General features: G+C 60.3%; 22 protein-coding genes. 11 read left to right on the forward strand and 11 right to left on the reverse strand.

What is annotated here, in order from left to right; all coding sequences use genetic code 11:
• Positions 1–188 precede the first annotated feature (188 nt).
• Together entD and ACMGG3_RS01790 are read right to left on the reverse strand one after the other, a co-directional pair.
• Positions 189–875 carry an enterobactin synthase subunit EntD gene (gene entD, locus ACMGG3_RS01785; RefSeq protein WP_333096275.1) on the reverse strand — a complete coding sequence of 229 codons (687 nt, stop codon included), beginning with the start codon at positions 873–875 and terminating at the stop codon, positions 189–191.
• Positions 876–995: 120 nt separating this feature from the next.
• Entirely contained in the window at positions 996–3245 is a 2250-nt protein-coding gene (locus tag ACMGG3_RS01790) for a TonB-dependent siderophore receptor (RefSeq protein ID WP_151887621.1), read from the reverse strand.
• Between the two features lie 251 nt (positions 3246–3496).
• Between ACMGG3_RS01790 and fes the strand changes: the two genes are divergently transcribed.
• Genes fes through entF form a run of 3 tightly spaced genes read left to right on the forward strand, consistent with a single transcriptional unit; the run spans position 3497 to position 8773 of the window.
• Positions 3497–4696 (forward strand): enterochelin esterase, encoded by a 1200-nt coding sequence (fes, locus tag ACMGG3_RS01795; protein ID WP_414149533.1) that lies wholly within the window; start codon positions 3497–3499, stop codon positions 4694–4696.
• Between the two features lie 10 nt (positions 4697–4706).
• A complete protein-coding gene (locus tag ACMGG3_RS01800) occupies positions 4707–4919 on the forward strand; it encodes an MbtH family protein (protein WP_014169063.1) in 213 nt (70 codons plus the stop codon).
• On the forward strand, positions 4916–8773 hold the full coding sequence (entF, locus tag ACMGG3_RS01805) for an enterobactin non-ribosomal peptide synthetase EntF (protein WP_414149534.1): 3858 nt from the start codon (positions 4916–4918) through the stop codon (positions 8771–8773). The genes ACMGG3_RS01800 and entF overlap by 4 nt, the downstream gene beginning before the upstream one ends.
• A gap of 47 nt (positions 8774–8820) precedes the next feature.
• On the opposite strand, the gene fepC is transcribed toward entF, so the two are convergent.
• Genes fepC through fepD form a run of 3 tightly spaced genes read right to left on the reverse strand, consistent with a single transcriptional unit; the run spans position 8821 to position 11611 of the window.
• Positions 8821–9621: an iron-enterobactin ABC transporter ATP-binding protein gene (gene fepC / locus ACMGG3_RS01810; RefSeq protein ID WP_020885031.1), complete on the reverse strand. Its 801-nt coding sequence runs from the start codon at positions 9619–9621 to the stop codon at positions 8821–8823.
• Complete coding sequence (gene fepG, locus ACMGG3_RS01815; RefSeq protein ID WP_106504357.1) at positions 9618–10607, reverse strand: iron-enterobactin ABC transporter permease; 990 nt, start codon at positions 10605–10607, stop codon at positions 9618–9620. The genes fepC and fepG overlap by 4 nt, the downstream gene beginning before the upstream one ends.
• Positions 10607–11611 carry a Fe(3+)-siderophore ABC transporter permease gene (gene fepD, locus ACMGG3_RS01820; RefSeq protein WP_040016895.1) on the reverse strand — a complete coding sequence of 335 codons (1005 nt, stop codon included), beginning with the start codon at positions 11609–11611 and terminating at the stop codon, positions 10607–10609. The genes fepG and fepD overlap by 1 nt, the downstream gene beginning before the upstream one ends.
• Before the next feature lie 108 nt (positions 11612–11719).
• Between fepD and entS the strand changes: the two genes are divergently transcribed.
• Positions 11720–12967 carry an enterobactin transporter EntS gene (gene entS, locus ACMGG3_RS01825; RefSeq protein ID WP_014169068.1) on the forward strand — a complete coding sequence of 416 codons (1248 nt, stop codon included), beginning with the start codon at positions 11720–11722 and terminating at the stop codon, positions 12965–12967.
• Positions 12968–13011: 44 nt separating this feature from the next.
• On the opposite strand, the gene fepB is transcribed toward entS, so the two are convergent.
• Positions 13012–13971: a Fe2+-enterobactin ABC transporter substrate-binding protein gene (gene fepB, locus ACMGG3_RS01830; protein WP_414149535.1), complete on the reverse strand. Its 960-nt coding sequence runs from the start codon at positions 13969–13971 to the stop codon at positions 13012–13014.
• A 187-nt stretch (positions 13972–14158) separates the two neighbouring features.
• On the opposite strand from fepB, the gene entC reads away from it, so the two are divergent.
• The 5 genes from entC to entH are packed head-to-tail and all read left to right on the forward strand — an operon-like array spanning position 14159 to position 18988.
• Entirely contained in the window at positions 14159–15334 is a 1176-nt protein-coding gene (entC, locus tag ACMGG3_RS01835) for an isochorismate synthase EntC (RefSeq protein WP_014169070.1), read from the forward strand.
• A gap of 9 nt (positions 15335–15343) precedes the next feature.
• On the forward strand, positions 15344–16954 hold the full coding sequence (entE, locus tag ACMGG3_RS01840) for a (2,3-dihydroxybenzoyl)adenylate synthase EntE (RefSeq protein WP_333096291.1): 1611 nt from the start codon (positions 15344–15346) through the stop codon (positions 16952–16954).
• Positions 16955–16964: 10 nt separating this feature from the next.
• On the forward strand, positions 16965–17819 hold the full coding sequence (locus ACMGG3_RS01845) for an isochorismatase (RefSeq protein WP_193163110.1): 855 nt from the start codon (positions 16965–16967) through the stop codon (positions 17817–17819).
• Positions 17819–18574: a 2,3-dihydro-2,3-dihydroxybenzoate dehydrogenase EntA gene (gene entA, locus ACMGG3_RS01850; protein ID WP_020885024.1), complete on the forward strand. Its 756-nt coding sequence runs from the start codon at positions 17819–17821 to the stop codon at positions 18572–18574. The genes ACMGG3_RS01845 and entA overlap by 1 nt, the downstream gene beginning before the upstream one ends.
• Positions 18575–18988, forward strand: coding sequence for a proofreading thioesterase EntH (gene entH, locus ACMGG3_RS01855; RefSeq protein ID WP_014169074.1), 414 nt, complete (start codon positions 18575–18577; stop codon positions 18986–18988).
• Between the two features lie 47 nt (positions 18989–19035).
• Here the strand turns inward: entH and ACMGG3_RS01860 are convergent, their stop codons facing one another.
• From ACMGG3_RS01860 to ACMGG3_RS01870, 3 genes are read right to left on the reverse strand one after another with little or no spacing between them, the layout of a single operon-like run.
• Positions 19036–20148 carry a M20 family metallopeptidase gene (locus ACMGG3_RS01860; RefSeq protein ID WP_014169075.1) on the reverse strand — a complete coding sequence of 371 codons (1113 nt, stop codon included), beginning with the start codon at positions 20146–20148 and terminating at the stop codon, positions 19036–19038.
• 13 nt (positions 20149–20161) lie between these two features.
• Complete coding sequence (locus ACMGG3_RS01865) at positions 20162–20626, reverse strand: YjiG family protein (protein WP_014169076.1); 465 nt, start codon at positions 20624–20626, stop codon at positions 20162–20164.
• Positions 20623–21345, reverse strand: coding sequence for a nucleoside recognition domain-containing protein (locus ACMGG3_RS01870; protein WP_020885022.1), 723 nt, complete (start codon positions 21343–21345; stop codon positions 20623–20625). Before ACMGG3_RS01870 ends, ACMGG3_RS01865 begins: the two co-directional genes overlap by 4 nt.
• Positions 21346–21626: 281 nt before the next feature.
• On the opposite strand from ACMGG3_RS01870, the gene cstA reads away from it, so the two are divergent.
• Both cstA and ACMGG3_RS01880 read left to right on the forward strand, forming a co-directional pair.
• The gene (cstA, locus tag ACMGG3_RS01875; RefSeq protein ID WP_014169078.1) at positions 21627–23732 is read left to right on the forward strand and encodes a pyruvate/proton symporter CstA; all 2106 of its coding nucleotides are present in this window, start codon (positions 21627–21629) and stop codon (positions 23730–23732) included.
• 58 nt (positions 23733–23790) lie between these two features.
• Complete coding sequence (locus tag ACMGG3_RS01880) at positions 23791–23988, forward strand: YbdD/YjiX family protein (protein WP_014169079.1); 198 nt, start codon at positions 23791–23793, stop codon at positions 23986–23988.
• 53 nt (positions 23989–24041) lie between these two features.
• Here the strand turns inward: ACMGG3_RS01880 and ACMGG3_RS01885 are convergent, their stop codons facing one another.
• Positions 24042–24785: an SDR family NAD(P)-dependent oxidoreductase gene (locus ACMGG3_RS01885; RefSeq protein WP_014169080.1), complete on the reverse strand. Its 744-nt coding sequence runs from the start codon at positions 24783–24785 to the stop codon at positions 24042–24044.
• Positions 24786–24842: 57 nt separating this feature from the next.
• Positions 24843–25931 (reverse strand): oxidoreductase, encoded by a 1089-nt coding sequence (locus ACMGG3_RS01890; protein ID WP_073395727.1) that lies wholly within the window; start codon positions 25929–25931, stop codon positions 24843–24845.
• Positions 25932–25957 lie beyond the last annotated feature (26 nt).

The following is a 25957-nucleotide window of genomic DNA, read 5'->3' on the forward strand; positions in this document are numbered from 1 at the left end:
GTTTAGTATTTACGGCATAGAGGGTGCGCATGATTTTGCTTCGATTCTTGCTCTGTCCGTCTCGGCCATTGGTGCCACTGGGATAACAGTCATTTGCATGAGGTTTTTATTCAGTAAGACGTAACACCCAGCCTTATCTGCGCTGCACCCGCGGCAAGGATTGAAAAGACTGCAGTCTGGCGTATTGTTCAACGCCGTGATGATGACTTGTGCGAAGCGGCGGGAAAAGGCGGAAGCAGTGTGATCTGCGTGTTGCCGTCACGCAGCCAAAACAGCGTGAAGGCATCATCTTGCGAAAACCCCGCCAGCGGGCGGGTCAGCGCCAGCGTCAGGGTGTTCTCGTCGAGCGCCGTGACGCGGGCACAATCAAAGCCCATCATCGCGTTAACCTGTGAAAACAGCGCCTTAAACAGGCTCTCTTTGGCGCTAAACGTCAGCGTCAGCGCCTGCGCAAATGGCAGGCCGGTGTGGCGCAGCAGCGTGTCCTCTGCGGGGCCAATAATCCCGTCTTTGATCTCCACCGCTTCGTCATCAGCGAGGATAATTTCCCCGTCGATACCCGTTAGCCCGTGCGGCGTTACAACGGCCAGCGCACGACTGGCCGTATGGCTGATGCTGCCCGTCATGCCGACAGGCCACAGCGGCTCGCCGCTGCTGCCGATAGCCGGTATGGCCGTAAAGCCATATTCCTGCAGGGCGTGGGCGGCGGCGAGGCGTCCGGCCAGGTGTTCAGCTTTACGTTTGGAGGCAGCGTGAGCAAGCGCGTTATGGTGAGGAAGCCAGAGGAGGTCGGCGTCGGTAAAGGTGGTGGGATCGAAGGTAATTTGGTGGACCGTGGTTCCGGCAAGACGAAATGTGGAGTGGGTGGTGCGCATGTTTTCTCGTCCTGACGTTGAGGAATAGAGCGGCCTGATGCCTTCACACCGCTCCTCTCCTGCCGGGAGAGGGAGACATTCAGCCCCTCTCCCGGCAGGAGAGGGGAGACACAGCCTGCCTTAGAAGTGCGTGTTCACGCTCATAAACCAGGTTCGGCCCGGCTCATTATAGGTGTATGCACCCGCGCCGTACATATACGCACCGGTTGTGGCGTTGCCGGTGGTCTGGGCATTACCCGCGCGCCACTGGCGTTTATCAAAGACGTTATCCACGCCGCCGGTCAGGCTGACGTTTTTGGTCACGTCCCAGGTCGCACTCAGGCCAACGATGCTGTACGGGCTGACTTCGTCTTTCTCAGACCCGGTCACCGGCTGGCCTTTGTAGTTGTACTTCTTCGGCTGCTGCTTGCCGTACCAGGTGAAGGTCGACTGCAGCGACACATCCTGATGTACCTGCCAGCTCAGGGTTGAGTTCAGCGTGTACTCCGGGATGATCGACAGACGGTCGCCGGTCTCCTTGTTCTTACTTTGCAGCATATAGGTGATGTTGTTGGTCCAGTTGATCGTGTCGCTGACCGGCACGTTCAGGGAGCCTTCCAGACCTTCAACCACCGCTTTAGGCACGTTTTCCCACTGGTAAATATCGGTGGTCACTTTACTGGTGGAGGTCTGGCCGACTGGCGCATACCCCGCTTCAATCTTGTTGCGGTAGTCGTTACGGAACCAGGTCACGCCCGCCAGCCAGCCGTCGTGTTTCCACTCCAGACCAATCTCTTTGTTAATGCTGGTTTCGGCTTTCAGGTCGTCGTTACCCATCATGTAGCAACCCACGCCGTCGGAGCTGGCGTAGCAGCCCTGGCCTTTGCTGTACAACAGATAGTTCGGGTTGGTCTGGTACAGGCTCGGCGCTTTATAGGCGCGAGCGATACCCATCTTCAGCGTAAAGTCGTCACCCAGGCCTTGCGACAGGTTCAGGGACGGGCTCCAGTTGTTACCGACGATCGTATGGTGATCGAAGCGCAGCGCCGGGGTCAGCATGGTGCTGTCCGTCAGCTCCATGTTGTTTTCAGCGAACAGGGAGAAGATCTCCGCCGAGGTATACGGGCTACGATCGTTGCTGAGCCCCGGAATGGTCCCGCCCTGCTGGGTTTGCGAGAAGGAGGTCGAGTCCTTCATGCGCTGCTGGTTCCACTCGGTGCCCAGCGTCAGGTTCTGGTTGACGAGGAAATCAATCGGCAGGTTGATTTCGCTGTGCAGCATCACATCAGCCAGGTCGGTGTCGGTGAATTTATTGCTGTTGAACAATCCTTCTGTACCGCCCGCCAGACCTTCGCCGAGACGCGAATTGCGGGTGTGTTCGTACTGCGCCCAGTTGCTGGTGGTGATGCCATTATCCCAGCCGCCGTTCCAGGTCACCGCAAAGTTCTGGCGATAGATACGGTTAGTCTCTTTACCGTAGTTTTTCTTCACCAGACCGCTGGAGCTGTTGTCGTTATTGGTGTTCTGGGTATCACCCGCGTAGAGGTTGTTCTGGCGGCTGTAGCCCGCTTCAAACTCCAGGGACTGCATGGGCGCGAAGTCCCAGCGGACCACGCCGTTAATGTCTTTGTTCTCGACCCCTTCACGGCCTGCAGGCAGGGTGTCGGCATAAGTACCGGTACGATCGGACTGGTGGCCCTGGTTGATGTCCCACGCATCGGCCTGGGTTTTGTCCAGGTTACCAAACATGCGGAAGCTGAAGTCGCCGCCCAGCGGGCCGCTCAGGCTGAAGTTGGTGCGCTTAGTGGAACCCTCATCCTTATGTTCTGGAGCATTCAGGTAGGTGTTCCAGGAGCCATGCCACTGGTTGTCGAATTTTTTGGTGATGATGTTCACCACGCCGCCTGCCGCACCGTTACCGTAGCGAGCTGCGGCCGGGCCACGAATGACCTCAATGCGTTCAATCATCTCTGGCGGTACCCAGCCGGTGTCACCGCGGGTATCTCGCTCGCCGCGCCAGCCCAGACGGATGGAGTTGCGGCTGGTGACCGGCTTGCCGTCAATCAGGATCAGGGTGTTTTCCGGACCCATACCACGAATATCAATCTGACGGTTATTGCCGCGCTGTCCGCTGGTGGAGTTCCCGGTCAGGTTAACGCCAGGCATGGTGCGGATGATTTCGGCCACGTCACGTGCGGGCGGGTTTTTGCGGATTTCATCGGCGGTGATGGTCGATACCCCTGGTGCCTGCAGGTTTTGCTCTGCGGCGGTGATCACCATGGTGTCTTCGTGCTGCGTGTTGGCGGTGTTGTCGTCTGCCAGCGCTGGCATCGCAACGCCGTAAATCCCTAAGTTGACCAGCAAGGCCAGGGAGTGAATCTTCTTATTCATTGTACGTCCTGCTTTTCGCGCCGCATCCCCGGGCTCCATTCCCGAAAGGGAGGGGAGGCGGCATGGTGTCACCCGCAGTTTGCGTAAGCAGCCCCGTCCTCGAGCGCACACAACGCGTGGCATGGTTGTTTTATAAGCGCGCTTCCCACAGCGCGGCCACTACGCTATTGCAAATGCAAATAGTTATCAATAATATTATCAATAAAATTTGTCCTGAAACAAAAAAGACTGATAAACATGAGGTTATACGGGTGACGGGGTTAAAAACGGGAAGTGAAGCCTGGTGGCAGTCGAAAAACGGACCCGAATGGACCCGCGAGAAGGGGCACTATCGCGTCACTTTCTGGTGGCGTGATCCGGCAGGAACGCAAAAGACCTCGCCGCTAAAACGCGTCTGGCTCTACATCACCGGCGTGACCGATCACCATCAAAATGCCCGTCCGCAATCCCTTGAGCGCATTCCTGATACTGACGTCTGGCAGTGGCAGGGCGAGTTCACCCCGCAGTGGCGCGGCAGCTACTGTTTTATCCCCTCAGTGAACGAAGATGATTTTGCCGACGCGGTCTTCCACGGCGAGCAACCCGATCGTTTGGCGCTGCGTGAAGGCTGGCGAAAGTTGCTCCCCGCGGCGATGGCCGATCCGCTAAATCCGCAAAGCTGGCGCGGCGGACGCGGGCATCCCGTCTCGGCGCTCGAAATGCCCGAGGCCCCGGTTCAGCCCGGCTGGAATACGCCCGCAACGCCCGGCAACGCGCCCGTCTGCTTTGAATGGGAAAGCGTGCGTCTGAATAACCGCCGCCGGGTGTGGGTTTTCACCACCGGTGAAGACAGCCCGGAGCGGCCGCTTGCCGTACTGCTCGACGGCCAGTTCTGGGCCGAAAGCATGCCCGTGTGGTCTCCGCTAACCGCGCTGACAAACGCGGGCAAACTGCCGCCTGCCGTCTACGTCTTAATCGATGTGATCGACATGGCGCATCGCAATCACGAGTTACCCTGCAACCCGGATTTCTGGCAGGCGGTGCAGGAGGAACTTCTCCCGCGGGTGAACAGCCGCACTCCGTTCAGCGACCGCGCCGACCGAACGGTAGTCGCGGGTCAAAGCTTTGGCGGCCTCTCTTCACTTTATGCCGGGCTTAACTGGCCCGAGCGCTTTGGCTGCGTATTAAGCCAGTCCGGCTCCTACTGGTGGCCGCACCGTGGCGGTCAGCAGGACGGGTTGCTCATCGAACAACTTAAAGCGGGCGACCTCACCGCGCGCGGGCTGCGTATCGTTCTTGAAGCCGGGCGCAATGAGCCGCTCATCTTCCGCGCGAATCAGGCGATTTACGCCGAACTGCACCCGCAGCAACCGGTTATCTGGCGTCAGGTTGACGGCGGACACGACGCGCTTTGCTGGCGCGGTGGGCTGACGCAGGGGCTGATGACCCTCTGGCAGCCGCTTATTCACTAACGGAGTCTGTATGGAATTCAGCAACCCTTTCGATAATCCGCAGGGTCAGTTTGCTATTTTGCGTAACGACCAGGGACAGTACAGTCTGTGGCCGCAGCAGTGCCAGCTGCCGGCGGGCTGGCGCGTGGTCTGTGAAGCGCAGTCTCAGGAAGCCTGTCAGCAGTGGCTCGCCGACCACTGGCAAACCCTGCAACCGTCTTATTTTGCGGGAGAGAAAGCATGAACCGTCTTCCCCTTGTCGCCGCCCAGCCGGGTATCTGGATGGCGGAGCAGCTTTCCTCCCTGCCAAACGCCTGGAGCGTGGCACACTACACCGAGCTGAAGGGCAATATTGACGCACCGCTGCTGGCAAAAGCCATTGTTGAAGGGATGAGGCAGGCCGACACCCTGCGCATGCGTTTTGTGCAAGAGAATGGCGAGGTGTGGCAGTGGGTGGATGACGCTATGTCACTGCCTGAACCGTCCGTGGTTCGCGCCGAATCCCATGACGCGGCGATGGCCTGGATGGCGGCGGATTTAAACCAGAACCTGCGCGTGGACAGCGGTCAGCCGCTGGCGTTCCATCAGCTGATTCAGGTAGGCGAAGGGCACTGGTACTGGTATCAGCGATATCATCATCTGGTGGTGGATGGCTTCAGTTTTCCGGCGATTACCCGCCAGATCGCCGCCATTTATCGCGCATGGCAAAACGGCGAGCCTACGCCCGCGTCGCCGTTTACCCCTTTCGCCGAGGTGGTGGAGGAGTACCAGCGCTATCGCGACAGCGAAGCGTATCAGCGCGACGGGGCGTTCTGGGCGGAGCAGCGTAAGCAGCTTCCTTCCCCGGTCTCGCTGTCGTCGGCACCGCTGCCGGGCCGTGCGGTGACCACCGATATTCTGCGTCTGAAGGTGACGGCTGACCGTCGTGCCTTTACCCGGCTTGCTCAGGCGGCGGGGCCGGTTCAGCGTACCGATCTGGCGCTTGCGCTGGTGGCGCTGTGGATCGGGCGTCTGACCGGACGGCTGGACTACGCCGCCGGGTTTATCTTTATGCGCCGAATGGGGTCGGCGGCCTTAACGGCAACCGGTCCGGTACTGAACGTGCTGCCGCTGGCGGTGAACATCGCCCCGCACGAAAGCCTGCCTGCGCTGGCGCATCGTCTGGCACACCAGCTGAAAAAAATGCGTCGCCATCAGCGTTATGACGCCGAGCAGATCGTGCGCGACAGCGGACGTGCCGCGGGTGATGACGCGCTGTTTGGCCCGGTACTGAACGTCAAGGTGTTTGATTATCAGCTGGATATGGATGGCGTGGACGCCATCACCCATACGCTGGCCACTGGCCCGGTCAATGACCTTGAACTGGCGCTGTTCCCGGACGAGCAGGGCGGCCTGAGTATTGAGATCCTTGCCAATAAGCAGCGCTACGATGAAGCGACGCTAACGCGCCACGTTGCACGCCTGAACGCCATGCTGATGCAGTTTGCTGCCAACCCGGATTTGCGCTGCGGCGAAGCAGAAACCGTCTCAGAGCAGGAATACCAGCAGCTGGCGCGTATCAATGATACCGGGCTGGCGCTACCGTCAACCACGCTGGCTCAGCTGGTGGCAGACCAGGCGGGCAAAACGCCGGATGCCCCCGCGCTTGCTGATGCGCACATCGAACTGAATTACCGCCAGATGCGCGAGCAGGTGGTGGCTCTTGCGACATTACTGCGGGAACGCGGCGTTAAGCCTGGCGACAGCGTGGCGGTAGCCCTGCCGCGCTCGGTGTTTCTTACCCTGGCGCTGCACGGCATCGTGGAGGCGGGCGCCGCGTGGTTGCCGCTGGATACCGGTTACCCGGACGATCGTCTGCGCATGATGCTGGAGGACGCGAAACCGTCCCTGCTGATCGCCTCTGACGATCAGCTTTCGCGCTTTAGCGATCTGCCGGTCCCTGTATTTAGTTACAACACACTATTACCCCCTGCGGGCAGTGAACCGCTGCGGCTGGCAAAGCCGGGGCACACGGCGTACATCATCTTTACCTCAGGCTCAACGGGACGGCCAAAAGGCGTGATGGTAGGGCATACCGCCATCGTTAACCGCCTGATGTGGATGCAGGACCACTATCCGCTGGACGCGCATGACGTGGTGGCGCAGAAGACGCCGTGCAGTTTTGACGTCTCGGTCTGGGAGTTCTGGTGGCCCTTTATCGCCGGCGCGAAGCTGGTGATGGCCGAGCCGGACGCGCACCGCGATCCGCAGGCGATGCAGAACTTCTTCGCGCATTATGGCGTGACCACGACACACTTTGTGCCGTCGATGCTGGCGGCATTCGTTGCCTCGCTGACGCCGGAAAATGCCGGCTGCTGTCAGACCCTGAAGCAGGTGTTCTGCAGCGGGGAAGCGCTGCCGACAGAACTGTGTCGGGAGTGGGAGCACCTTACTCATGTCCCGTTGCATAACCTTTATGGTCCAACGGAAGCGGCGGTGGACGTGAGCTGGTATCCGGCGTCGGGTCCGGAACTGGCGGCGGTGGCGGGCAACAGCGTGCCGATTGGCTTCCCGGTGTGGAATACGGGGCTGCGCATCCTGGATGCGATGATGCGTCCGGTGCCGTTCGGCGTGGCCGGTGACCTCTATCTTACCGGGACCCAGCTTGCGCAGGGGTATCTCGGTCGTCCGGACCTGACCGCCAGCCGCTTCATTGCCGATCCCTTTGCACCTGGCGAGCGGATGTACCGCACCGGTGACGTGGCGCGCTGGCTGGATAACGGCGCGGTGGAATATCTGGGCCGCAGTGACGATCAGCTGAAAATTCGTGGTCAGCGTATCGAACTTGGTGAAATCGATCGTGCGATGCTTTCGCTGCCTGACGTGGCGCAGGCCGTAGCGCACGCGTGCGTCTTTAATCAGGCGGCGGCAACCGGGGGCGATGCCCGACAGCTGGTAGGGTATGTCGTCTCCGGGTCCGGCTTGCCGCTGGACCGCGATGCGCTGCTGCACTCGCTTAAAGCTCAATTGCCGCCCCATATGGTGCCGGTGGTGCTGCTGCAAATCAGCGCGCTGCCGCTCTCTGCCAACGGAAAGCTTGACCGAAAGGCGCTTCCGTTGCCGGAATTGACCCGCAAGACGTCCGGGCGGGCGCCAGACACAGACGCTGAAGTGGCCGTCGCGCAGGCATTTTCTGCCCTGCTCGGCTGTGAGGTGAACGACATCGATGCCGATTTCTTCGCCCTCGGCGGTCATTCCCTGCTGGCGATGCGCCTGGCCGCGCAGCTCAGCCGGACGTTTGCCCGCAGGGTCACGCCGGGGCAGATTATGGTGGCCTCGACGGTCAGCATGCTCAGCGCGCTGCTGGATTCATCGATGAATGACGAACAGGCACAGCGTCTGGGCTACGAGACCCTTCTGCCGCTGCGTGAAAGCAACGGTCCGACGCTGTTCTGCTTCCATCCGGCATCCGGCTTTGCCTGGCAGTTTAGCGTGCTGGCGCGCTATCTCAGCCCGCGCTGGTCAATCACCGGCATTCAGTCGCCGCGTCCGGAAGGGCCGATGCAGCAGTGCGCTACGCTGGACGAGGTGATCGAACAGCATCTGCAGACGCTGCGCGCGCAACAGCCGCAGGGGCCGTATTATCTGTTCGGCTACTCGCTTGGCGGCACGCTGGCGCAGGGCATTGCGGCCCGTCTGCGCGAGCAGGGGGACGCGGTGGCGTTTCTCGGCTTGCTGGATACCTGGCCGCCGGAAACCCAGAACTGGGCAGAGAAAGAGGCCAATGGTCTCGATCCGGACGTACTGGCAGAAATTGAACGCGAGCGTCAGGCGTTTATCGCCGCGCAGCAGGGGCAAGGCTCTGGCGAGCTCTTTAACGCCATCGAAGGGAATTACGCCGATGCCGTCCGCCTGCTGACAACGGCGCACAGTTCACGGTTCGACGGTAAAGCGACGTTGTTTGTTGCCGGGCGCACGCAAACGCTGGATCCGCAGCAGGCCTGGGCGCCGTGGGTGGGGGAACTGGAGGTTTACTGCCAGGATTGCGCCCACGTGGATATCATTTCACCGCAGGCGTTTGAGACAATAGGACCGGTGCTGAAGGCGATATTGGGGTAGCGGTTTCCCCTCACTCTCACCCTCTCTTCCAGGAGAGGGTGAGGGCATCAGACTGCATGCTTGCCCAACGGCACCACCAGCGGCGTACCGGCCACGGGATCGTCGATAATCATGCAGCGCATGCCGTAGATCTGCGCGATCAGATCCGGCGTCACAATCTCTTTTGGCGCACCCTGCGCCACAATTTCGCCGTCGCGCAACGCAATCAAATGTGTGGCATAGCGGCATGCCTGATTTAAATCATGCAGCACGGCCGCCAGCGTATAGCCCTGCGTGCGGTTCAGCTCGCTCAACAACTCCAGCAGATCGATCTGATGGCTGATATCCAGCCACGTGGTTGGCTCGTCCAGCAGCATGATGGCGGTTTCCTGCGCCAGCACCATCGCAATCCACGCCCGCTGGCGCTGCCCGCCGGAGAGCGTATCCACGCTTTGCCGGGCCAGATCGGTAATGCCCGTCGCCTGCATCGCCCGCTTCACCGCCTCATCATCCTCTTTACGCCAGCGAGTAAACAGCGGCTGATGCGGATAGCGCCCGCGTGAGACCAGTTCCTGCACCGTGATATCCCCGGGCGTGGTGGCGTTTTGCGCCAGCAGGCCGATACGGCGCGCCACCTCTTTGCTGGCAAAGCGCTGGATCTGCTCGCCGTCGAGATACACGCAGCCCTCAACCGGCGTCATCAGGCGGCTGAGGGTGCGCAGCAGGGTCGATTTACCGCAGCCGTTCGGGCCGATAATCGCCGTAAAATGGCCGTCCGGGATAGCCACCGTCAGGTCACGGGCAATGATTTTTTTGCCATAGCCGAGGGTTAAGTGTTCGCCGCGCAAGCGGGTTGTGCTGTTTGTCATTTCTTGCGTGACTCCTGAACTAACAAGACGATGAGATAAATCCCGCCGAGGCTGACGGTCACGACGCCTACCGGAAGTTGATAAGGCATAAATAACCGCTGGGCGCAGAGGTCAGCGGCCAGCAGTAACGCTGCGCCACACAGCGCCGCCTGGGTTAATCCCCAGCGCGCTGTGCCGCTGATGCGCCGGGCAATGTGCGGTGCAACCAGCGCGATAAACGAGATCGGCCCGGCGATGGCGGTGGCGGCAGCGGTCAGTAACACTGCCACCAGCATCAGCATCAGGCGCGAGCGCTCAACGCCCACGCCCAGCGCGCAGGCGCTGTCATCACCCATCTCCAGCAGGCGCATCCGGCGTACCAGCAACACCGCGCCAATAAACATCACCAGGATCAGCGGGGCAGCGGGCCAGGTTTTGCCCCACGTCAGGCCATTGAGTGAACCGGCATACCACAGACCGGCAGAGAGCGCGGTGTCGAGCGAAGCCTGCAGCAATAGCCAGGTGTTGAAAGCCATTAACATGGCGCGAATGCCGATACCGATAATGATCAGGCGGAAGGTGTCGATACCGTTGCGCCAGGCCAGCGCCCAGATAATGAGCGCGGTGACTATCCCGCCGGTCATCGCGGTGAACGTGATGGCCGTCAGGTGCTGACCAAACAGCACCATCGCCACCAGCACGCCGCTCCAGGCGCCGGTGTTCAGCCCCATTACGTCCGGGCTGCCAAGCGGGTTGCGCATCAACGACTGAAAAATGGCACCGCTGACGCCGAGCGCCGCGCCCACCAGAATCGCCATCGCCACGCGCGGCAGTCGCCACTCGGTGACCACCAGGGTGACATTGCGCGGCGCACTGCCAAGCAGCGCGTTAAAAATCTGCGCGAAATCGAGCGTGACCGCGCCGCTGCGCAGGCTCCAGACCGCCAGCATCAGAATGACGACGGCCAGCAACGACACGCTGGTGACTAAACGTCGGGACGGGGCCATCATGCGCCACCTCCGCGTTTACGTCGCACGAGGAAGATCAGCACCGGTGCACCGATAAACGCGCTTACCACCGAGACGCGCAGTTCACCAGGCACCAGCAGGCGACCCACAACATCCGCGAACAGCAGCAGGGCAGGGGTAGCAAGCAGCGTGACCGGCAGCGACCAGCGGTGATCGGCACCCACCAGCCAGCGTGCCATGTGGGGCATCATCAGGCCGATAAAAGCAATGGGGCCGACTACCGCAGTTGCGCTGCCGCACAGTACGGTGATCGCGACAAGACCCGTTAGCTGCGTGCGCGCCACGCGGTTGCCGAGCGCGGTTGCGGTGTCGCTCCCGAGGCTCAGGCTGTTGAGCGCCCGGCTTAAACATAGCGCGACGGCGGCGGCGATGACGACCGGGATCACCACCACTTTTAAGGTTGCCAGGGTGCGGATATCCAGCGAACCGGCCTGCCAGAAGCGCAGCTGGTCGTAAACATCCGGGTTAAGCAGGGCGATGCCGTTGGATAACCCTTCCAGCACGGCGGCAAGCGCCACGCCCGCCAGCGTCAGGCGTACCGGACTCAGCTGTCCGCCACCCTGGCTACCGGTAAACGCCACCACCAGCGACGCCGCCAGCGCGCCGCAGAAGGCCATCACCAGTTGTTCAGACGGAGAGGTAAAACCGAAGAGCGCCGCGCCAAGCACAATCGCAAAGCTGGCACCGCTGTTTACCCCAAGAATACCGGGGTCGGCCAGCGGGTTACGGGTGAGCGTTTGCATTAAGGCACCGGCAAGACCCAGCGCCCCTCCTGCCAGCAGTCCGGCAAGGGTACGGGGAAGGCGGGCATCGAGCACGATGGTGCAGTCGGCGCTCTGACAGCTGCCAGTGAGCGCATCGACAATAACGGACGCGGGCAGCGGCTTCGCGCCGACCAGCAAACTGAGTGCAATCGCAAGGATTAACAGTAGCAATAACACGGGCACGGCAATGGCGCGCACCGCGGAAGAGGAAAACGACATAGCAACATCCATGATTTGATAATGATAGTGATTATCGTTATCTATCTTATTTGGCTATGTTAGCATGTGCGCCAATGGAATTGGTAGAAATACACTCAAGGCCTTGTCATGAATCAAAAATCCTGGCTGCTCAACCTCAGCCTGCTGAAGACGCACCCCGCATACCGCGCTGTCTTTATCGCCCGTTTTATCTCCATCCTCTCCCTCGGCCTGCTTGGCGTTGCCGTGCCGGTGCAGATCCAGTCCATGACCCACTCCAGCTGGCTGGTGGGGCTTTCGGTCACCTTAACCGGTGGGGCGATGTTTATCGGCCTGATGGTGGGCGGCGTGCTGGCGGACCGGTATGAGCGTAAAAAACTGATCCTGCTGGCACGCGGCACGTGCGGCGTAGGCTTTATCGGGCTGTGTCTGAACGCCATGCTGCCGGAGCCGTCACTGATTGCCATTTACGCCCTCGGTCTGTGGGACGGTTTTTTTGCGTCACTCGGTGTCACGGCGCTGCTGGCAGCCACGCCCGCGCTGGTCGGGCGCGAAAACCTGATGCAGGCGGGGGCAATCACCATGCTGACCGTGCGCCTCGGGTCGGTAATTTCACCGATGGTCGGTGGCCTGCTGCTGGCGACCGGCAACGTGGCGTGGAACTATGGGCTGGCGGCGGCGGGCACCTTTATCACTACGCTCACGCTCCTGCGTTTGCCGCGCCTGCCGCCTCCGCCACAGCCGCGCGAACATCCGCTGACATCACTGATGGCCGCGATCCGTTTTCTGTTCAGCAATCCGTTGATAGGTGGCATTGCGCTGCTCGGCGGTCTGCTGACGATGGCCAGCGCCGTACGCGTGCTTTACCCGGCGCTGGCGGGCGTGTGGCAGATGAGCGCGTCGGAAATCGGCGTGCTGTACGCGGCTATTCCGCTCGGCGCGGCATGCGGCGCGCTGACCAGCGGTAACCTGGCGCAGAGTGCGCGTCCCGGGCTGATCATGCTGCTGGCTACCCTGGCGTCGTTTATTGCGATTGGTTTCTTCAGCCTGATGCCGGTATGGGCGCTGGGCGTAATGTGCCTGGTGATTTTTGGCTGGCTAAGCGCCATCAGTTCATTGTTGCAGTACACCCTGATTCAGACCCAGACGCCGGAAGGGATGCTGGGGCGTATCAACGGTCTGTGGACCGCGCAGAACGTGACGGGCGATGCCATTGGCGCGGCTATCCTCGGCGGGCTGGGGGCGATAATGACCCCGGTGGCTTCAGCGAGCAGCAGCGGCTTTGTCCTGGCTATGCTGGGAGTGATATTGCTGGTGGTCCTGGTTGAGCTGCGTCGGTTCAGGCAGGAGGTTGTGTTGAACGACAGTGCGGCCTGACGCGTTCACACCGGCCCTCTCCCGAAGAGGGCCGGGTTAGCCTCTTACCTGAACAGTGCGTCTAAACGCTGCAGTACCCGCATTGCACTGTAATAATCCAGGCGGAACGTCTCTGTTCCCAGTGCCCAGACGCGCTTGTTCTGCACGGCAGGAAGGTGCGCCAGCAGCGGATTGGCGTAAATCGCATCCACATCTTTCTGATCTCCGGCAAACAGGAACAGCCCTTCGCCGTTCAGCCCGGTCGCCAGATTTTCCCCGCCTAACTGAATAATATCGTGACGCTGACCCTGGCTTTTGGAGGTGTGCAATCCGGCAGGCAGTTCAGCCAGCGTAAAGCCCAGCTGCTGCAATAACTGGCCCTGAGCGGATTCCGCCGTCCACAGGTTTGCCGAGTGTGCGGCGGCGGTGTAGACGATGGCGTTCACCGGCTGCGGCGGTAATGTCATCTGCTGTTTCACCTGGGCAAGCTGCTTATCAAACGCGGCGATGCGCTCGGCGGCCTGTTTTTCCTGACCCGTGATTGTGCCGAGCTGTTTTAGCAGCGCTTGCCAGCTTTTGTCGTCGTAGTTAATAACAAGCGTCGGCGCGATAGCTGAAAGCTGGTCATACAACGCCAGCGCCGAATCCCCGCCGGTGGCACTGATCAAAATCAGGTCCGGCATCTGGGCGGCCACCGCTTCGGCGCTCGGCTCGCCAATGTACAGACGCGCAAGCTGACGCTGTTTCGCAATATCGCCCCACTGGCGCAAGAATCCCTGCCCATCCGCCACGCGGTTGTTGGGCGTGGTGGCGCCGCTGGCAATAACCGGCGCGTCAATCGCCAGCAGGGAGCCGGTCAGGGTCACGCTGGTGGAGACGATGCGCGTCGGTTTGTGCTCAAGCGTATGCACGCCGCGGCTGTCTGTCACCTGACGCGGCCAGTCGGCGGCAAGCGCTGAGGTAAGTCCTAAAACAAAAAGTCCGATGAAAAGCAGGGGATTACGGCAGACGGCAAGACATTTCACAACGTGGCATCCTGTTTCTGTTGAAGTTAATGCTTCTCATTTTCATGTCTGCGACGACGGGATGCAAGCGTTACCCGAAGAAGATGTTTGCTCTGCGGTTGACAGCGACGCGATGTGAGATTAGGTTAGCGAGCGTAAATATAAATGATAATCATTATTACTGCCTTTATCATTTTAGGAGGATGAAATGGATACGTCCCTGGCTGAGGAAGTTCAGCACACCGCCAGCACGCTGCAATCAGACAGCTTTTTCTTTATGTCGCCTTACCGCAGTTTTACCACGTCCGGCTGTTTTTCCCGCTTCTCTGAATCCGCCGTCGGGGGTGACGATCCGGCAGGACAGTTTCAGCAGAAATTAGCCCAGGCTTTCCGCAACGCAAAAGCCAGCGGCATTGCCCATCCTGTGATGGTGGGTGCCATTCCGTTTGATACCCGCAAGCCGTCGTCTCTGTTTATTCCGCAACGCTGGCAGACCTTTTCTCGCCCGGCGCGTCAGCAGTCCGCCCGCTATGTTGCCGGCTCACAGGCGCTGAAGGTGGAAAAACGCACCGAGATCCCGCCGCAGCCGGTATTTGAAGAGATGGTCGCCCGCGCGGCTGCCCTCACCGCCACGCCGCAGGTGAACAAAGTGGTGCTGTCGCGCCTGATTGATATCGTCACCGACAAACCGATTGATAGCGGTGCGCTCATGGAGCGGCTGATCGCCCAGAACCCGGCCAGCTACAACTTCCACGTACCGCTGGAAGACGGTGGCGTGCTGCTCGGCGCAAGCCCGGAACTGCTGCTGCGTAAAGAAGGGGCGCATTTTAGCTCTCTGCCGCTGGCAGGCTCCGCGCGTCGTCAGCCGGATGACGTGCTGGATCGCGAGGCGGGCAACAAGCTGCTGGCGTCCGAAAAAGATCGTCACGAGCATGACCTGGTGACCCAGGCGATGAAAGCCATTCTCAAACCGCGCAGCCATCACCTCAGCATGCCGTCCTCCCCACAGTTGATCACCACCCCCACGCTCTGGCATCTGGCCACGCCGGTGGAAGGTGAGGCGCGTGAAAACGAAAACGCGCTGACGCTGGCCTGCCTGCTGCACCCGACGCCAGCCCTGAGCGGTTTCCCGCATCAGGCTGCTAAGGCGTTGATCGCCGGGCTGGAGCCGTTCGATCGCGAGCTGTTCGGCGGCATCGTCGGCTGGTGTGACAGTGAAGGCAATGGCGAATGGGTGGTCACCATCCGCTGCGCTCGTCTGCAGCAGAATACCGTTCGCCTGTTTGCCGGCGCGGGCATTGTCCCGGCCTCTTCACCCGTGGGCGAGTGGCGTGAAACCGGCGTAAAACTCTCCACCATGCTCAATGTTTTTGGTTTGCACTAAGGAACACTCATGACCCTTCCCTTTACCCGTTGGCCCGAGGATTTTGCCCGGCGCTACCGTGAAAAAGGCTACTGGCAGGATCTGCCGCTGACCCACATCCTGACGGATCAGGAGAATAACGATGCGGTGGCGATCGTCGACGGTGACCGTCGCATAACGTACCGCGAGTTTAACCAGGCCGTGAATAACCTGGCATCGCGGCTGCAGGCGTTGGGGCTTCATCGCGGTGAAACGGCGCTGGTGCAGCTTGGCAACGTGTGCGAGTTTTACATGACCTTTTTCGCCCTGCTGCAGGTGGGCGTGGCGCCGGTCAATGCGCTCTTTAGCCATCAGCGCTCGGAGCTGAACGCCTACGCCGCGCAGATCAAACCTGCGCTGCTGATAGCCGATCGCGAGCACGCCCTGTTTGCAGGGGATGACTTCCTCAATACTTTTGTCGATGAGCACCGTTCGGTACGCGTCGTGCAGCTGCGCGGCGACAAAGGTGAACATGCGCTGGACGCGGCGATTGCGCATCCGGCAGAAAATTTCATTCCGAACCCGACTCCTGCCGACGAAGTGGCGTTCTTCCAGCTCTCGGGCGGGAGCACCGGCACGCCGAAGCTGATCCCGCGTACGCATAACGACTATGACTACAGCATCCGTCGCAGCAATGCGATCTGCGGGATTACCGCGGACACGCGTTATCTGAATGCGCTGCCAGCGGCCCATAACTACGCCATGAGCTCACCCGGCTCGTTAGGCGTCTTTACGGCGGGGGGCTGCGTGGTGCTGGCAAACGATCCGAGCGCCACAATCTGCTTCCCGCTGATAGAAAAACATCAGATTACGGTTACCTCGCTGGTGCCCCCGGCTGTCAGCCTGTGGCTGCAGGCGATTGCCGACGGTGCAGGGAATGCTCCGCTCTCATCGCTGACGCTGCTGCAGGTCGGTGGGGCGCGCCTGTCCGCGTCGCTCGCGGCGCGTATTCCGGCAGAAATTGGCTGCCAGCTGCAGCAGGTGTTTGGTATGGCGGAAGGGCTGGTGAACTACACCGCGCTCGATGATACGCCGGAACGCATTATCAATACGCAGGGGCGCCCGATGTGCCCGGATGACGAAGTGTGGGTGGCGGACGAGCACGGTAATCCGCTCCCGCGCGGTGAAGTCGGGCGCCTGATGACCCGCGGGCCGTATACCTTCCGCGGCTATTTCAACAGTCCGGAGCACAACGCCAGCGCCTTTGATGCAGACGGCTTTTACTGCTCCGGGGATCTGATCGCCATTGACGAACAGGGCTACATCACCGTTCAGGGACGGGAGAAAGATCAGATCAACCGCGGCGGCGAAAAGATTGCCGCAGAAGAGATTGAAAACCTGCTGCTGCGCCACGACGCGGTGATCCACGCGGCCCTGGTGAGCATGGAGGACAGCCTGCTGGGTGAAAAGAGCTGCGCGTATCTGGTGGTGAAAGAGCCACTGCGTGCGGTGGAGGTACGCCGCTTCCTGCGTGAGCAGGGCGTTGCAGAATTTAAACTGCCGGACCGCGTGGAGAGCGTTGATGCGCTTCCGTTAACGCCCGTCGGCAAAGTCGATAAGAAACAGTTGCGCCTGTGGCTAGCTGAACGCGCCCGGGGCTAAGGAACAGAGTATGGCCATTCCACAATTAACCGCTTATGCGCTGCCGACGGCTGCAGACCTGCCAGACAACAAAGTGAACTGGGCGTTTGAGCCTGAACGTGCCGCGCTGTTGATCCATGATATGCAGGAGTATTTCCTGAACTTCTGGGGCGAAAACAGCCCGATGATGGCCCAGGTGGTCGCGAATATCGCCAGACTTCGCGATTACTGCAAGCAACACAATATTCCGGTTTACTACACCGCGCAGCCGAAAGCGCAAAGCGATGAAGACCGCGCCCTGCTGAACGATATGTGGGGACCGGGGCTGACCCGCTCACCAGAGCAGCAGCGCATTGTGTCTCAGCTGACGCCGGATGAAGCCGATACGGTACTGGTGAAGTGGCGCTACAGCGCGTTCCACCGCTCGGCGCTGGAGTTGATGCTGAAAGAGACGGGGCGCAACCAGCTGCTGATCACCGGGGTTTACGCCCATATTGGCTGCATGACGACCGCTACAGACGCCTTTATGCGGGATATCAAACCGTTCTTTATCGCCGATGCGCTGGCCGATTTTACCCGCGATGAGCACCTGATGTCCCTGAACTACGTCGCAGGGCGTGCCGGCCGGGTGGTTATGACGGACGACCTGCTGCCGTCCATTCCGGCCACGAAAGCGGCGCTGCGTGACATCATCCTGCCGCTGCTGGATGAATCAGATGAGCCGATGGATGACGAAAACCTGATCGACTATGGGCTGGACTCGGTGCGCATGATGGCGCTGGCCGCCCGCTGGCGCAAAGTGCACGGCGATATCGACTTCGTGATGCTGGCGAAAAATCCCACCCTCGACGCCTGGTGGGCGCTGCTCTCCCGCGAGGTGAAGTGATGGCGGGGTTCGATTTTACCGGCAAAACCGTCTGGGTAACGGGCGCGGGTAAGGGCATCGGTTACGCGACGGCGCGGGCGTTTGTTGAAGCGGGCGCGCAGGTCACCGGATTTGACCTGGCCTTCCCGCAGGAAGCGTATCCCTTTGCCACCGAAACGCTGGACATCGCGGATGCCGCACAGGTCCGCGAGGTGTGCGGGCGCGCGCTGGCAAGGCTTGAGCGTCTGGACGTGCTGGTGAACGCGGCGGGAATTCTGCGTATGGGCGCGACCGACCAGATTGCGCAGGAGGACTGGCAGCAGACCTTTGCGGTTAATGTCGGCGGGGCATTTAACCTGTTCCAGCAGACGATGGGCCAGTTCCGTCGCCAGCAAAGCGGGGCGATTGTCACCGTGGCGTCTGACGCGGCCCACACGCCGCGTATCGGAATGAGCGCCTACGGTGCGTCGAAAGCGGCGCTAAAAAGCCTGGCGCTGACCGTCGGGCTTGAGCTGGCGGGCAGTGGCGTGCGCTGTAATCTGGTGTCGCCCGGGTCAACGGATACCGATATGCAGCGCACCCTGTGGAAAAGCGACGACGCTGAGCAGCAGCGTATTCGCGGCTTTGGCGAGCAGTTCAAGCTCGGTATTCCGCTGGGCAAAATCGCCCGTCCGCAGGAGATTGCCAGCACGGTGCTGTTCCTCGCGTCCGATGCTGCCAGCCATATCACGTTGCAGGATATCGTGGTGGACGGCGGCTCCACGCTGGGGGCGTAGATGATCTGGAAACGTCACTTATCGCGTGAAGAAATGAACGCCACCAGTCTGAACTCCATGGTGGCGCATCTGGGCATCGTCTATACCCGCATCGGTGACGATACGCTTGAGGCCGAAATGCCCGTGGATGCGCGTACCCATCAGCCGTTCGGTCTGCTGCACGGCGGGGCGTCGGCGGCGCTGGCGGAAACGCTGGGGTCGATGGCCGGGTTTCTGATGACCCGCGACGGACAAAGCGTGGTGGGAACGGAGCTGAACGCAACGCACCATCGCGCGGTATCGCATGGGAAGGTGCGCGGAGTGTGTCAGCCGTTGCATCTTGGGCGAACCAGCCAGAGCTGGGAGATTGTGGTGTTCGACGAGCAGGGACGGCGGTGCTGTACCTGCCGGTTGAGTACCCAAATTTTGGGCTAGCGTTGCACGGTCAACATCCCTCTCCCCGCTGGGGAGAGGGGGAAGGCTTACAGCATTGAAATCACCCGCTTCAACAAGCGTATTCTCGGCGCAATCGACGCTTTATCCAGCCACTCCGCCGGGCTGTGGAACCCGGCACCGATTGGCCCCAGCCCGTCCAGGGTCGGAATGCCCAGCGCGGCGGTGTGGTTGGCATCACTGCCACCACCGACCGCCTGCCAGGTAATGGCTATTCCTTCCGCCTGACCTGCCGCTTCAACCTGCTGCATCAGCGCCTGCGTGGCTTTACTCGCTGCCATCGCCGGTTTGTGGTTCACGCGCGCCAGCGAGGTCGTGACGCCCTCTAAAAAGCCTTTTTCACACAATGCCTCCAGCGCCTGGTTCACCCGGCTGTACTCATCGTTTTCCCAGAAACGCACGTCCAGCTCGGCAACGGCTTTATCGGCCACCACGTTTGCCGCGCTGCCGCCGTGGATCACGCCGACGTTGAGCGTGGTGCCACGTTCCTGGTCGGTCAGGGCATTAATGGCAATAATGCTGTTTGCCAGGGCGGTTATCGCCGAGCGGCCTTTCTCCGGTTCGTTACCCGCGTGTGCCGCCACGCCGCTGAACGTCAGGTGATAGCCCGCCATCCCTTTGCGAGCCTTCACCAGCGAACCGTCGGCGCGCGCGGCTTCGCATACCAGCACGCAGCGGGCGCGTTTTGCCAGTTCGCCAATCCATTCGTGTGAATAGACGGAACCGGTCTCCTCGTCGGGATTCATGGCGATCGCAATGGCCAGACGATCGTGGTCGGCTGCGTCCAGCTCACGCATCGCCCACAAGATATTCAGCAAGCCGCTTTTCATATCCGATACGCCAGGGCCATAAAGACGGGTGGCGTCCTCGCTCAGCGGACGCTCGGCGACGGTGCCGGGGGCAAATACCGTATCAAGATGGCCGACCAGCAGAACGTCGAACTGTGCCGCCTGTGGCTTATTACTGACGAATACGCCCGGGCCGACCTTGTCGCCCAGATTGACCCGTTCGGTGTGCCAGCCTTCGCGTTGCCAGAGCGTTTCAATAATGCCAGCCACGGTTTCGACGCCTGCGACAGTACGGGTGCCGCAGTCTACGTTCACCAGGGTTTTCAGCTCTTCAATATAATGGTCAAGGTTCATAATAACGTCCTGTTCAGAGAATAATGCGCATCAGCAGCATGGCTAAGAAGGCGTTGATGACCGAAATGGCAATCATCAGCGGAATACGTTTGGCGCGGGTGCCGATCACACCCAGAATGCGGCCGAGATACTGCACCTGTGAGCCCATCAGATAGATAGCAGGTGCCAGAATCGCCAGGTGCTCGCCGGTAATAATCCCTTTATCAAACAGGCCGATCGCCACGCCGATCCCACCGCCCATCGACATCCAGCCGCCAATCAGCACGGCAGCCGCTTCACCCGGCAGGCCAAACAGGCCCATCAGCGGGGAGAAGATCATCCCCAGCCCTTTCAGTGCCCCGGTAATTTCCAGCGCCTTGATGATGATAAAAGCCATGACCACGTTGGGCAGGGTGCTGCCGGTGGCAATACTCCAGCCCTTGCGTGCGCCTTCGACAAACACATCGGTAATCACGGGATGAGATTGTGGGGCACTCATACGGTCTCTCCTTGTGTCGGTTGTTGCTCAGGGGCATCTTTGCCGATGACGGTCAGGATCAGGCGCAGCAGATTCGCGCCGACAATCTTCATGATGAACATCACGGCGATGCAGGCACCAATGGAGGTTGGCACCGCGGCCGTCCCGTCAACGGCGACCAGGGTAAAGAGGATGGCACCGGAGGAGAAAAAGTTGGTGATCATCGCCCCGGCGGAGAACTGGAACATGGCGAAAACGTCTTTCTCTTTTTCGCTAATCTGCCCTTCATCGGACAGGTTGCGGGTGAGGGATGCACCCACATCGGTGCTCTGCAGGCTGCCAATCAGCGCCAGCCCGGTGGTACCGGGAATGCCCAGCAGCGGGCGCAGCAGCGGCGTTAACAGCTTACGTGCCGCACGCAGCGCACCATAGTGCTCCAGCACGTTGATCATCCCGAGCGCAAACATCACGGCCGGAATTAAACCGAGCGCAAAGAGAAACCCGTCCATTGCGCCACTGCCGCCGGTACCGCGAAAGGCGCTGGTGGCGGTAGTCAGGGTGCCGTCTTCAAGACTGGCCTTGCTGACCACCTTGCCAAACGCACCGTTGAGGGTGGTGAAATCAAACACGCCGTACCACTCTTTTCCGCCCAGCAGGCCAGAGAAGAAAACGGCTGCGAATGCCAGCGCAACGTACGCGCCGGGCCCGACCTTGAGATCCTGAGGTACTGAACTGTTCATATCCTTTTCCTTGTATGCACGCGATTGCGCAGGGTCATTCTGGCGAGGTTTTGAGCAAAAAAAATGATACAAATCATTTCGTAAGGCGGTGTCAGGACGAAAAAGGCAAAAGTGTGACCCGTGGCGGCAGGGGTGTTTCAGCGGAAGGTGATCGGCTTAACAATGTGGTGTAAATGTCTGGTTTGACCACGCATTATTGCGTTTCAAAGTTGTTAAATTTTGAGCGTTGTTCTAGAAACAAAATGTAACATCTCACTGTTTCACAACAACGGACAACAACTATGAACAACTCAGGGAAATACCTTACGTGGGCAGGGCTCTCCGTTGTGGGAGCATTTGCCCTGGGCTATATCGCCCTCAACCGGGGGGAACAGATTAACGCGCTGTGGATCGTTGTCGCCTCGGTCTGTATTTATCTGATCGCGTACCGTTTTTATGGCCGCTATATCGCGAAGACGGTGTTAGGGGTCGACGGCACGCGCATGACGCCTGCGGTTCGTCATAACGACGGTCTGGACTATGTGCCTACCGACAAGAAAGTGCTGTTCGGTCACCATTTTGCGGCGATTGCCGGCGCGGGCCCGCTGGTGGGGCCAGTCCTGGCGGCGCAGATGGGTTACCTGCCGGGGATGATCTGGATCCTCGCGGGCGTCGTGCTGGCCGGTGCGGTGCAGGACTTTATGGTGCTGTTCGTCTCCACCCGCCGCGACGGACGTTCGCTCGGTGAGCTGGTGAAAGAGGAGATGGGAGCCACGGCCGGGGTGATCGCCCTGATCGCGACCTTTATGATCATGGTGATCATCCTCGCGGTGCTGGCGATGATCGTGGTGAAAGCGCTGACCCATAGTCCGTGGGGAACCTATACCGTGGCCTTTACCATTCCGCTGGCGCTGTTTATGGGGATCTACATTCGCTACCTGCGTCCGGGACGCATTGGCGAAGTGTCGGTCATCGGCCTGGTCTTTCTGGTGTTTGCCATTATCTCAGGCGGCTGGGTGGCTGAGAGCCCGACGTGGGCGCCGTTCTTCGATTTCACCGGCGTACAGCTGACGTGGATGCTGGTAGGGTACGGATTTGTGGCGGCGGTGCTGCCGGTGTGGCTGCTGCTGGCCCCGCGCGATTACCTCTCCACCTTCCTGAAAATCGGCACGATTGTGGGGCTGGCAATCGGCATTTTGATTATGCGCCCAACGCTGACCATGCCTGCGCTGACCAAATTTATTGATGGCACCGGCCCGGTCTGGACCGGCAACCTGTTCCCGTTCCTGTTTATCACCATCGCCTGTGGCGCGGTGTCTGGCTTCCACGCGCTGATTGCCTCCGGTACCACGCCGAAAATGCTCGCCAATGAGAATCAGGCCTGCCTGATTGGCTACGGCGGCATGCTGATGGAATCGTTCGTGGCGATAATGGCGCTGGTCTCGGCCTGTATTATCGACCCGGGCGTTTACTTCGCGATGAACAGCCCAATGGCGCTGCTGGCACCGGCCGGCACCGTTGACGTGGTGGCCTCTGCCGCGCAGGTGGTGAGCGGCTGGGGCTTTGCCATTACCCCTGACACGTTGACCCATATCGCCAGTGAAGTGGGCGAGCAGTCAATTATTTCCCGTGCGGGGGGCGCGCCAACGCTGGCGGTGGGCATGGCGTATATTCTGCACGGCGCGCTGGGCGGGCTGATGGACGTGTCGTTCTGGTATCACTTCGCCATTCTGTTTGAAGCGCTGTTTATTCTGACGGCGGTGGATGCAGGAACGCGTGCGGCACGCTTTATGCTGCAGGATCTGCTGGGGGTGATCTCACCGAACCTGAAACGTACCGATTCATTACCGGCGAACCTGCTGGCAACGGCGCTGTGCGTACTGGCGTGGGGATATTTCCTCCATCAGGGCGTCGTCGATCCGCTGGGAGGGATTAACACCCTGTGGCCGCTGTTTGGTATTGCCAACCAGATGCTGGCGGGCATGGCGCTGATGCTCTGTGCGGTAGTGCTGTTCAAAATGAAGCGTCAGCGTTATGCGTGGGTGGCGTTACTGCCGACCGCATGGCTGCTGATTTGTACCCTGACGGCAGGCTGGCAGAAAGCCTTCAGCCCGGACAACAAGGTGGGCTTCCTGGCTATCGCCAACAAGTTCCAGGCGATGATCGACAGCGGTAAGATCCCGGCGCAATATACGGAATCACAGCTGTCGCAGCTGGTGTTTAACAACCGTCTGGACGCCGGGCTGACCATCTTCTTTATGGTGGTGGTTGTGGTGCTGGCGTTGTATTCTCTGAAGACTGCACTGGCGGCGCTGAAAGAAGACAAGCCGACGGCAAAAGAGACACCGTATGAGCCAATGCCTGAGAACCTGGAAGAGATTGTGACCCAGGCGAAAGGGGCGCATTAATCGCTCAACCTCACCCTCTCCCCGCCGGGGAGAGGGGATAAAAGACGAGACATCCACTATGTTCGACACCCTCTCCAAAGCAGGAAAATACCTGGGCCAGGCCGCCAAAATGATGATCGGCGTACCGGATTACGACAACTATGTCGAGCATATGCGCGTCAACCACCCTGACCAGACGCCAATGACCTACGAAGCTTTCTTCCGCGACCGCCAGGACGCCCGTTACGGCGGCAAGGGCGGCGCGAAGTGCTGTTAACCCTCTTTCGGTAAACAAAGGCTAATCTGCTTTTGTTTACATTCAACATGCGATCAGGCGTTTAACCCGCCATCGACATCCAGTCCCGTGCCGGATATTTGTCCGGCGGCAGGACTGGCCAGGAAGGTGACCGCGGCGGCGATGTCTTCCGGCTGGCCGTAATGTCCCACCGCAATCATCTGGCGCTGAGATTCAGCCTGTTCTCCATCCTCCGGGTTCATATCGCTGTTTGTCGGGCCAGGATGCACAAGGTTCACGGTAATGCCGCGCGGGCCGAGATCGCGAGCCAGACCCCGGGTAAGGGAGTTGAGCGCAGATTTGGTCATCGAATAGACGGCAATACCGGGCATCGCCACACGGTTTGCCAGACAACTGCCGATGTTGATAATGCGCCCGCCGTCAGACATATGCACCAGCGCTTCCTGAATGGCAATCACCACGCCCCGGATATTGACGTTAATCAGGGCGTCAATATCCGCCAGCGTCATGGACTCCAGCGGGCCGCCGCGTGCGATCCCGGCGTTATTGACCAGAATATCCAGCCCGCCCAGGGAGCGTGCCGCATGGGTAACCGCATCCTGAATGGCCTGTGCGCTGGCGCTGTCGGCCTGAATCGCCTCGCTGTGGCGCCCAAGCGCCTTTATCTCTTCGGTGACCGCCTGGGCTTTGTCGGCGGATTTTTCATACGTAATAACCACATCGGCACCGGCGCGTGCCAGTGAAAGTGCGATGGCACGACCCAACCCACGGCTGGCGCCGGTAACCAGCGCCTTCTTACCTGTTAAATCGATCTGCATGATGACCTCGTTGCGAGAGTGATGAGAATCATCATTAGGTATAGTCGGTCGGAACGATTAACGGCTGAAGGATTCCACTTTCTCAAACGCGGCGCGCAGAACCTCAGGGGTGAGCGCGACCGGCAAATAGTGGATAGATTCCACCGGGCGCAGCGTATGGGCAATGACCTTGTCCAGCTCGTCGCGGTTGTTGATATCCACCTCCAGTTCGCGAAGCGTGGTGGGCAGGGTAAAGCGCTGATAGGCCGCCACCAGCTCGGCCAGCACGTCATCCTGGCCGAGCAGCGCACTTTGCACCAGGATGCCATAGGCCACTTTGGTACCGTGCAGGTATTTTTCCGTTTGCGGCAAAACGGTTAAACCATTGTGCACCGCATGCGCGGCCGCCACGCGGGTATAGCGCTCGCCCAGACCGCCCACCATTCCGCCACCGGCAATAATGGCATCCACAACATCCCTGAACGCCTGCGTCGCTTCGCCACGCTGCTGGTCGGCCAGCGCCTCTTCGCTACGGGAAAGCAGCACGTCGCGGATCGCCAGCGCGCCGTTGATCCCCAGACGAACGGTCAGAGGCAGGTGTTCGGGTTGAGGGGCCAGGACCACCGCTTCATACCACTTCGCCAGCGTATCGCCGATGCCTGCCAGCAGGTACTCCGCTGGGGCTTTGAGGATAATGTGCGGTTCCACCAGCACCAGGAAGTTAGCATCGTCGAACACCTCAAACTGCAGCGCCTGACCGGCATCGTTATACCAGACGGAGAGCGGCGTCCAGGCGGCGCAGGTGGCGGCGATGGTGGGAATAGCCACCACCGGCACGCCGAGACGGCGCGCCACCGCTTTGGCGGTATCAAGCAGTGCGCCACCGCCGACACCAATCACCACGCTTGCGTTATTGCCAGACGCCGTCACCAGATTGGTGACGTCACGTTCGCTGCAGTGCCCTTTAAAGAGCAGATGTTTCGCCCCCGGTGTGTGAAAGCTTTCCGGCAGGAAAGGGCGCGCGCCTTCAATGGCGCGTTCGCCATAAATCCACACCGCGCGGGAGAGCTGTTCCGGCGTAAAGAAATCATTCAGGTGCGCAAGACTTCCCGGATGCGAGAAATAGTTCGCCGGGCCTGGCACGACGCGGATATCGGTGTTGCTCATGTGTTGTCCTTTTTTTAGCAAGCGCT

The sequence above is a fragment of the Enterobacter sp. BNK-18 genome, assembly GCF_047456135.1.
Lineage (GTDB): Bacteria > Pseudomonadota > Gammaproteobacteria > Enterobacterales > Enterobacteriaceae > Enterobacter > Enterobacter ludwigii.